General features: G+C 61.1%; 9 protein-coding genes and 1 tRNA gene. 7 read left to right on the top strand and 3 right to left on the bottom strand.

Annotated elements, in window-relative coordinates:
* Positions 1 to 124: 124 nt before the first annotated feature.
* The 7 genes from rpmG to V7116_RS15700 all read left to right on the top strand — a co-directional run bounded on the left by rpmG (position 125) and on the right by V7116_RS15700 (position 3,636).
* Positions 125 to 292 carry a 50S ribosomal protein L33 gene (rpmG, locus tag V7116_RS15730; protein ID WP_119072793.1) on the top strand — a complete coding sequence of 56 codons (168 nt, stop codon included), beginning with the start codon at positions 125 to 127 and terminating at the stop codon, positions 290 to 292.
* Between the two features lie 49 nt (positions 293 to 341).
* A tRNA-Trp gene (locus V7116_RS15725) sits at positions 342 to 414 on the top strand.
* Between the two features lie 89 nt (positions 415 to 503).
* Positions 504 to 986 (top strand): preprotein translocase subunit SecE, encoded by a 483-nt coding sequence (secE, locus tag V7116_RS15720; protein WP_324392898.1) that lies wholly within the window; start codon positions 504 to 506, stop codon positions 984 to 986.
* 80 nt (positions 987 to 1,066) lie between these two features.
* Positions 1,067 to 1,759 (top strand): transcription termination/antitermination protein NusG, encoded by a 693-nt coding sequence (gene nusG / locus V7116_RS15715; RefSeq protein ID WP_349258542.1) that lies wholly within the window; start codon positions 1,067 to 1,069, stop codon positions 1,757 to 1,759.
* Between the two features lie 82 nt (positions 1,760 to 1,841).
* Positions 1,842 to 2,264 (top strand): 50S ribosomal protein L11, encoded by a 423-nt coding sequence (gene rplK / locus V7116_RS15710; protein WP_324392897.1) that lies wholly within the window; start codon positions 1,842 to 1,844, stop codon positions 2,262 to 2,264.
* Between the two features lie 85 nt (positions 2,265 to 2,349).
* Positions 2,350 to 3,069, top strand: coding sequence for a 50S ribosomal protein L1 (gene rplA, locus V7116_RS15705; RefSeq protein ID WP_324392896.1), 720 nt, complete (start codon positions 2,350 to 2,352; stop codon positions 3,067 to 3,069).
* Positions 3,070 to 3,195: 126 nt separating this feature from the next.
* Positions 3,196 to 3,636 carry a hypothetical protein gene (locus V7116_RS15700; RefSeq protein ID WP_324392895.1) on the top strand — a complete coding sequence of 147 codons (441 nt, stop codon included), beginning with the start codon at positions 3,196 to 3,198 and terminating at the stop codon, positions 3,634 to 3,636.
* On the opposite strand, the gene V7116_RS15695 is transcribed toward V7116_RS15700, so the two are convergent.
* The 3 genes from V7116_RS15695 to V7116_RS15685 are packed head-to-tail and all read right to left on the bottom strand — an operon-like array spanning position 3,637 to position 6,181.
* Positions 3,637 to 4,107 carry a DUF5946 family protein gene (locus V7116_RS15695; protein ID WP_324392894.1) on the bottom strand — a complete coding sequence of 157 codons (471 nt, stop codon included), beginning with the start codon at positions 4,105 to 4,107 and terminating at the stop codon, positions 3,637 to 3,639.
* A gap of 19 nt (positions 4,108 to 4,126) precedes the next feature.
* On the bottom strand, positions 4,127 to 5,002 hold the full coding sequence (locus V7116_RS15690; RefSeq protein WP_324392893.1) for a lytic transglycosylase domain-containing protein: 876 nt from the start codon (positions 5,000 to 5,002) through the stop codon (positions 4,127 to 4,129).
* Positions 5,003 to 5,020: 18 nt separating this feature from the next.
* On the bottom strand, positions 5,021 to 6,181 hold the full coding sequence (locus tag V7116_RS15685; protein ID WP_324392892.1) for a site-2 protease family protein: 1,161 nt from the start codon (positions 6,179 to 6,181) through the stop codon (positions 5,021 to 5,023).
* Positions 6,182 to 6,187 lie beyond the last annotated feature (6 nt).

Genomic DNA, 6,187 nt, shown 5'->3' with positions numbered 1-6,187 from the left:
CCGTGAAGGCGGCCTGACCGTCGGCGCGGGTGTCATCACCGAAATCCTGGAATAAGTTGAGCGATGGTCAAGGGCCGGTCGCAAAACCGGCCCTTTTTCCCGGATAGACGGGACCGAGTGAGCAATGGCTAAGAAAAAAGATATTCGTACGGTGATTCACCTCGCTTGCACCGAATGCAAGGAGCGGAATTACACCACGATGAAGAATCGCCGCAACGATCCGCAGCGTCTTGAGCTTGAAAAGTATTGCTCGCGCTGCCATAAGCATACGTTGCATCGCGAGACGAAGTAGCGTACAGTAATAAGTGAGTTGTTGGGGCAACACATACGCCCCACGATCTAGGGGAGTAGCTCAATTGGCAGAGCGACGGTCTCCAAAACCGTAGGCTGCGGGTTCGATTCCTGCCTCCCCTGCCTTTTAAGATGACTCGCTCGTTAGTGTAGACACCGTCCTCGCGACGGTGTCTTGGATATAAGCGAAAGCTATTTACGAGGAGCACAGAGTGGCACGCACACGTACTCGCAGCTTGGATCAGCCGGAAGAAACCACGGAACGCGACGAGGCTGAGGTTCTGTCCGATAGCCGTCGCCGTCGCCGCCGTGATGCTGCTGTCGAGAGCACGGCGCAGTCGTCGGTCGCGCGCCAGGATCGATCTGTTCCCAGCACCCGTCAGACGAAGCAGCCGCGCCCCAGCCTGGTGAGCCGCATTCCGGTGGTTCGCAACATTGTGGCCTATTTCCGTGGGGTCGCATCTGAAATCAAGAAGGTCACCTGGCCGGACCGTGATGAGACGCTTCGCCTGACAACCGTTGTGTTGGGCGTGACGATCGCGTTTGCAGTTGTGCTGGGCCTTCTTGATACATTCCTGGCCTGGTGGTTCCACCAAGCCTTCAGCCCCGACTCGGAAACGACGTTCCTGGTGATTGCTGCCGTGGCACTGGTTGTCGGTGGTGGCGCGTACGCATTTTTGCGCGACCGGGTATAGCCAGGGGCGGCAGCCGCACGGAGAGCTTCTGCGTGGCTGTCCATTTTCCGTCAGTTGGATGAGGCGAAAAAGGCGAGATCATGTTTGATGATGATTACAAGGATGAGGGCGTAGACTTCGATCCCGAACCCTTGTACCTGGATTCGGATGACGACCAGGAACAAGAAGCAAACCACGCGCGTGGTGGGGACGACATCGACGACCTTACCTTTGACCTCCAGGTCGGGGAAGCGGAAGACGAGCAGGACACGGACCGTAAATGGTACGTCGTGCACTGCTATTCCGGCCAGGAGAACAAGGTCCGCCACGCGATCGAGCAGCGCATCGAAACGATGGGCATGCAGGATAAGATCTTTGATGTGGTCGTGCCCACCGAAGAAGAGATTGAAGTCCGTGAGGGCAAGCGGCGTACGGTTGAGCGCCGTGTGTTCCCCGGTTACATCCTGGTCCAGATGAAGATGGACGAAGACTCCTGGTACGTCGTGCGTAACACGCCCGGCGTGACCGGTTTCGTGGGCATGGGCAACGAACCGACGCCGCTGCGCCCCGAAGAAGTCAACCAGATTATGCACCGGATGGAAGCGGAAGCGCCGAAGATCAAGGTGACGTTCCGCCCCGGCCAGAAGGTGCGCATTGTCGATGGCCCGTTCAACGACTTCATCGGTACGGTGGGCGACATCGACATGGAAAAGGCGAAAGTGCGCGTGCTTGTGTCGTTCTTTGGGCGCGAGACGCCGGTCGAGCTGGATTTCCTGCAAGTCGAGAAGGCGTAAGACCTTCGCCTGAAACTGTGATGGATCGACGGGCGGCCAACCCAGGCCGCCCGCTGTATGCATAAGAAGGATTGAGAGACTCATGGCTAAGAAAGTCAAGGCTATCGTAACACTCCAGATTAATGCGGGTAAGGCGAATCCCGCACCGCCGATTGGCCCCGCGCTGGCGCAGCACGGCATCAACCTGATGGCGTTCTGCAAGGAATACAACGCACGGACCAGCACTCGCATCGGTGAGATCGTCCCGGCGGAAATCACGATCTTCTCCGATGGTTCGTTCAAGTTCATCCTGAAGAGCCCGCCGACCGCTTTCCTGATCCGCCGCGCGGCGGGGCTGGATCGTGGGTCTTCCGAGCCGAACCGCAACAAGGTCGGCCACCTGACCCGCCAGCAGGTGCGCGAGATCGCCGAGGTCAAGATGCAGGACCTCAACGCGATCGACATTGAAGGCGCGATGCTCCAGATCGAGGGCACGGCGCGCAGCATGGGCGTCACGGTCGACTAAGTTTTGAGATTGCACGGGTAAGTACTGCGCTTGTCGGTAACGTGGGAGGGCGCAGGCCCATCATAACCACTGAGGAGAATGAAACATGGCACAGCACGGAAAGCACTACATGGAGGCGCTTGAGAAGATTGACCGCCAGCGCCTTTACACTCCTGAAGAAGCTCTGACCCTGGTCAAAGAAACGTCGTACGTGAAGTTCAATGCGACGGTTGAGCTGCACCTGCGCCTGGGCATCGACCCGCGCCACAGCGACCAGCAGATCCGCACCACCGTCATTCTGCCGCACGGCCTGGGCAAGACGGTGCGCGTCCTGGTCTTCGCTGAGGGCGAAGGCGCGCGCATCGCTCAGGAAGCGGGCGCGGATTACGTGGCCGACGACGAAATGATCGCCCGGATCGCCAACGAAGGCTGGACCGATTTCGACGTGGCGCTCGCCGTTCCCGATATGATGCGTAAGATCGGTCGTCTGGGTAAGGTGCTGGGCCGTAAAGGCCTCATGCCGAACCCGAAGGCCGGCACGCTCATTCCCGCCGAAGACATTCCGCGCGCGATTGAAGAAGCTCGCGCCGGTCGTGTTGAATTCCGTAACGACAAGACCGCCAACGTGCACGTGCCGATTGGCCGGGTGGGCTTTACCGAAGCGCAGCTCCGCGACAATATGGCCGCTGTGATGGACGCCATTCGCCGTGCGCGTCCCGGCTCGGCCAAGGGTACCTATGTTCGCCGCGCGGTCCTCAGCTCCACGATGGGCCCTGGCATCAAGGTTGACCCGAACATTGCTCTGAACATGACGGTTGGAGCCTAACCGTTTCTTAGCCACCTCATTGAGTTTCGACAGGGGCCGGAAAGCCAGTCTTTCCCGGCCCTTGTTTTGTTCTCCGGGGTCCCCGCACAACATGGTTGTGGGGGGTGGTTTAGGGAGATGCAGGCGGTGACGGTCAACTATGAATCCGGCAGCGTATGGACGGCTAATACGCAGGCACTCGGCCTTGAACTGAGCGCGAACGGGCGATTGGGCGCGTCGCCGCTGCACACGGCGCTGGCCGACCGCTGGCCGGTGTTCGTCAGCGACTACCGCCAGCGCGGGCGGGGCGGGCTGTTCGCCCCCGGTGATGTGTGGATCTGGCGCGACAGCACGCCGTGGCTCATTGGACTGATCACGCGCGAAACGCCGTCCGGCGCGGCGCGGCTGCGCTACATCGAGCGCGCGCTGCTAAATCTGTCGACGCTGTGGATTCAAGAGGGACTGCACGATCTGGCGCTGGTCCTGCCGGGGGAGGCGGAAGATCGCGCAATGGTCGAGGAGTTGCTGGCGCGGGCATTTGACAGCAGCCCGCTGCGGATTAACGTCTACCGCGACGAGTCGCGTTGATCAGGACGGCTGCGCGGGCAGGTTGCCCGACGTTTTGAGTGCGTCCAGGATCGAGCGCGCCCAGCGCCGCACGTTGTCCATGTAGGGATCGACCCCCTGTGCTGTGATATCTCCGGCGGTGATCGTCCAGGTTGGGGGATAGGTATAAGCGCCCCGCGCACCCGACCGGCTCGTGATGTTCCACGCCCGGTTCCCCGAATTGACCGCGTCCCGCTGGCGGCGGCGCATCTCCGCCGGCTCAGCTCCCTGTTCGACAAACGCCGTCAGCAGTGTCATGCCGTGAGCCAGTCCGTCCGGCGAATACAGGCTCGGATGCTGCAAATAGTAGGACAGCACCAGCAGGTGATGGACCGGAAGCGTTTTTTCAGGATACTCATTTTCCCAGAACAACATCTGGTGAAAGTGATCCTCACACGTCACGCCGTCAGTCCAGGCTGCGCCGCATTCGGGACACTGCTGTGCCTCGATCATCGCGTGTGCTCCCCCGTTCCTAGCTGGATGAATCGTTCGACAGGCGGTTGGAAGCCTGCGTGCACAGGTTCTGCCCGCCCGATCCCAGCCACTCGTCGAGGGTGGCGCTTTCGCCGTCGCCGCGTACGGCGTCTTCCCACAGGCCGGTCGCCCAGCGGTAATAGCGCTGCGTTTCGGCAGGCCACGTTTCCATCGGATCGTACACGACGCCCGGCCCGCCGTTATAACACGCCAGCGCCAGCCCGATATCCCAATCCGCAAAGTCGCGCAGGCATTGGTTGAAGAAGTTCATACCGCGTCGCACGTTCGTATCGGGATTGAGCATGTTTTCGCCATCCTCGAAGTGCAGCGGCATCACTTGCATCAGCCCCAACGCGCCCGCGAACGAGATCGCTTCGGGATCGCCGCACGACTCGATCTGCATCACGATGGCAATGACGTTGGGATTCAATTCGTACGCCCTGGCCCATTCCTCGATCTGCGGCGCCCAATGCAGCACGGAGGGCGCGTAAAACGAGGCCAGCGGCGCATCCGGATCGGTGATCGCCTGCGGCGCGGGGTGGTCGAACGGCCAGATCGCTCTCGGGATCGACGGCTCGATCACCGCAATCGCCAGCACCGTGAATATCACGATTGCGATCAAGGCGCGGTGTTTGAGCGTCAGCCTGCGCCGTGGCGGCTCTGGCGGCGGCTGGACGCGCCCGCGTCCCGATTTGCCGGTGGCCTTCGGAGCCGGCTCAGCTTTTTTGCGCCCCGAAGAGGCGGGCCACTGGGCCGGAACGTCCTCTTTCGGCGTGCGCGCCGGGCGCTTGGGCGGCTTGACTTCTTCTTTAGGCGTTGTTTTACGCGGCGCTGGCGGTGTTTTGCCAGTCAGATCGGGTTCTTTTTTGGCCATGATAACGTCACGGTTCGTTTACGGTTGTACGAGCTGCATGGGACTTGGCACGAAGACCAGGATGAAGATCGCCATGGTGAGATAGGCAAGCTGCCTGCGCCGTGGATCGAGCGGCGTGACGGTGTCCATCGGCACGGCGAAGATGCGCCCCAGGAAAAACAGCAGCATGGTCCACAGCAGCCACGCTGAATTGAACAGCGATAGCACCAGGAACAGCCCGATCAGCGGCATGTATAGCCGCTGCGCCGTGCGTCCCAACAGCGTCAGGACGATATGCCCGCCGTCCAACTGGCCGAGCGGGATCAGGTTCAGGCCGGTGATGAACATGCCGGTCCAGCCTGCTTTGGCAAGCTGGTTGATGAACACATCTTGCTGGTCGTTGGGCAGCAGCTCACCGAAGATCGCATATTTCGCGCCCGCATAAAGCACGGAATCGCCTTCCAGCAGGTAATCCGTGGTGGGCAGCGGCTGGATGTGTGACGTGGCGAGGCCGATGATCAGCACTGGCAGGGCCACGATGAAGCCCGCCAGCGGTCCCGCTGCGCCCACGTCGAACAGGATCTTGTTGTTGCGCATCGGCTCGCGCAGTTGGATGAACGCGCCCAGCGTCCCAAACCCAAGCGGAGCCGGGATGAAGTAGGGCAGGGTGACGTTGACGTGATGGTGACGCGCGGCGAAATAGTGCCCCAGCTCGTGCGTGCCCAGGATCAGCACCATACTCAGCGCGTACGGCCAGCCCCGCCACAGCGCCAATGAGCTGTCTTCACGCATTCCGGCTTCGTGCGCGGCGCCAGCATATAACAGGCTGAGGATGGTCAGGCCCAGCAGCAGGACGTTCGGCCACCACGGGCGCGGTTTGGGATGTACCCGGCCTTTGATCGCCATCACGACGTGCTGGCCTTTTTCGTTGGTGGTCAGCATCGGCTGGTAATCCAGCGGCGCGAAGTGGGCGTCGATCTGGTCGAAGGCTTCCTCGCTGTCCACTTTCAGGTGGCCGGTAAAGCTGGCCGCGATGGGTGCGGGCGGCGTGTAATCGATGGTCTCGACGGCCAGGACGGCTTTCACCGCTGCTTCGAGCGACTGCACGGTTTCGTCTTTGGGCGCAGCCGCAGTCGAATCAGGGGGAGCCGCGCTTTCCGGCACCAGACGGTCGGCAAAAATAGAAGGTTCGTCTAACATATCTGG

The sequence above is a fragment of the Aggregatilinea sp. genome, from assembly GCF_036822615.1.
Taxonomy (GTDB): Bacteria; Chloroflexota; Anaerolineae; order Aggregatilineales; family Aggregatilineaceae; genus Aggregatilinea.
Note: the sequence above shows the minus strand (reverse complement) of the source record. Positions and strands in the feature narration are given on the sequence as shown.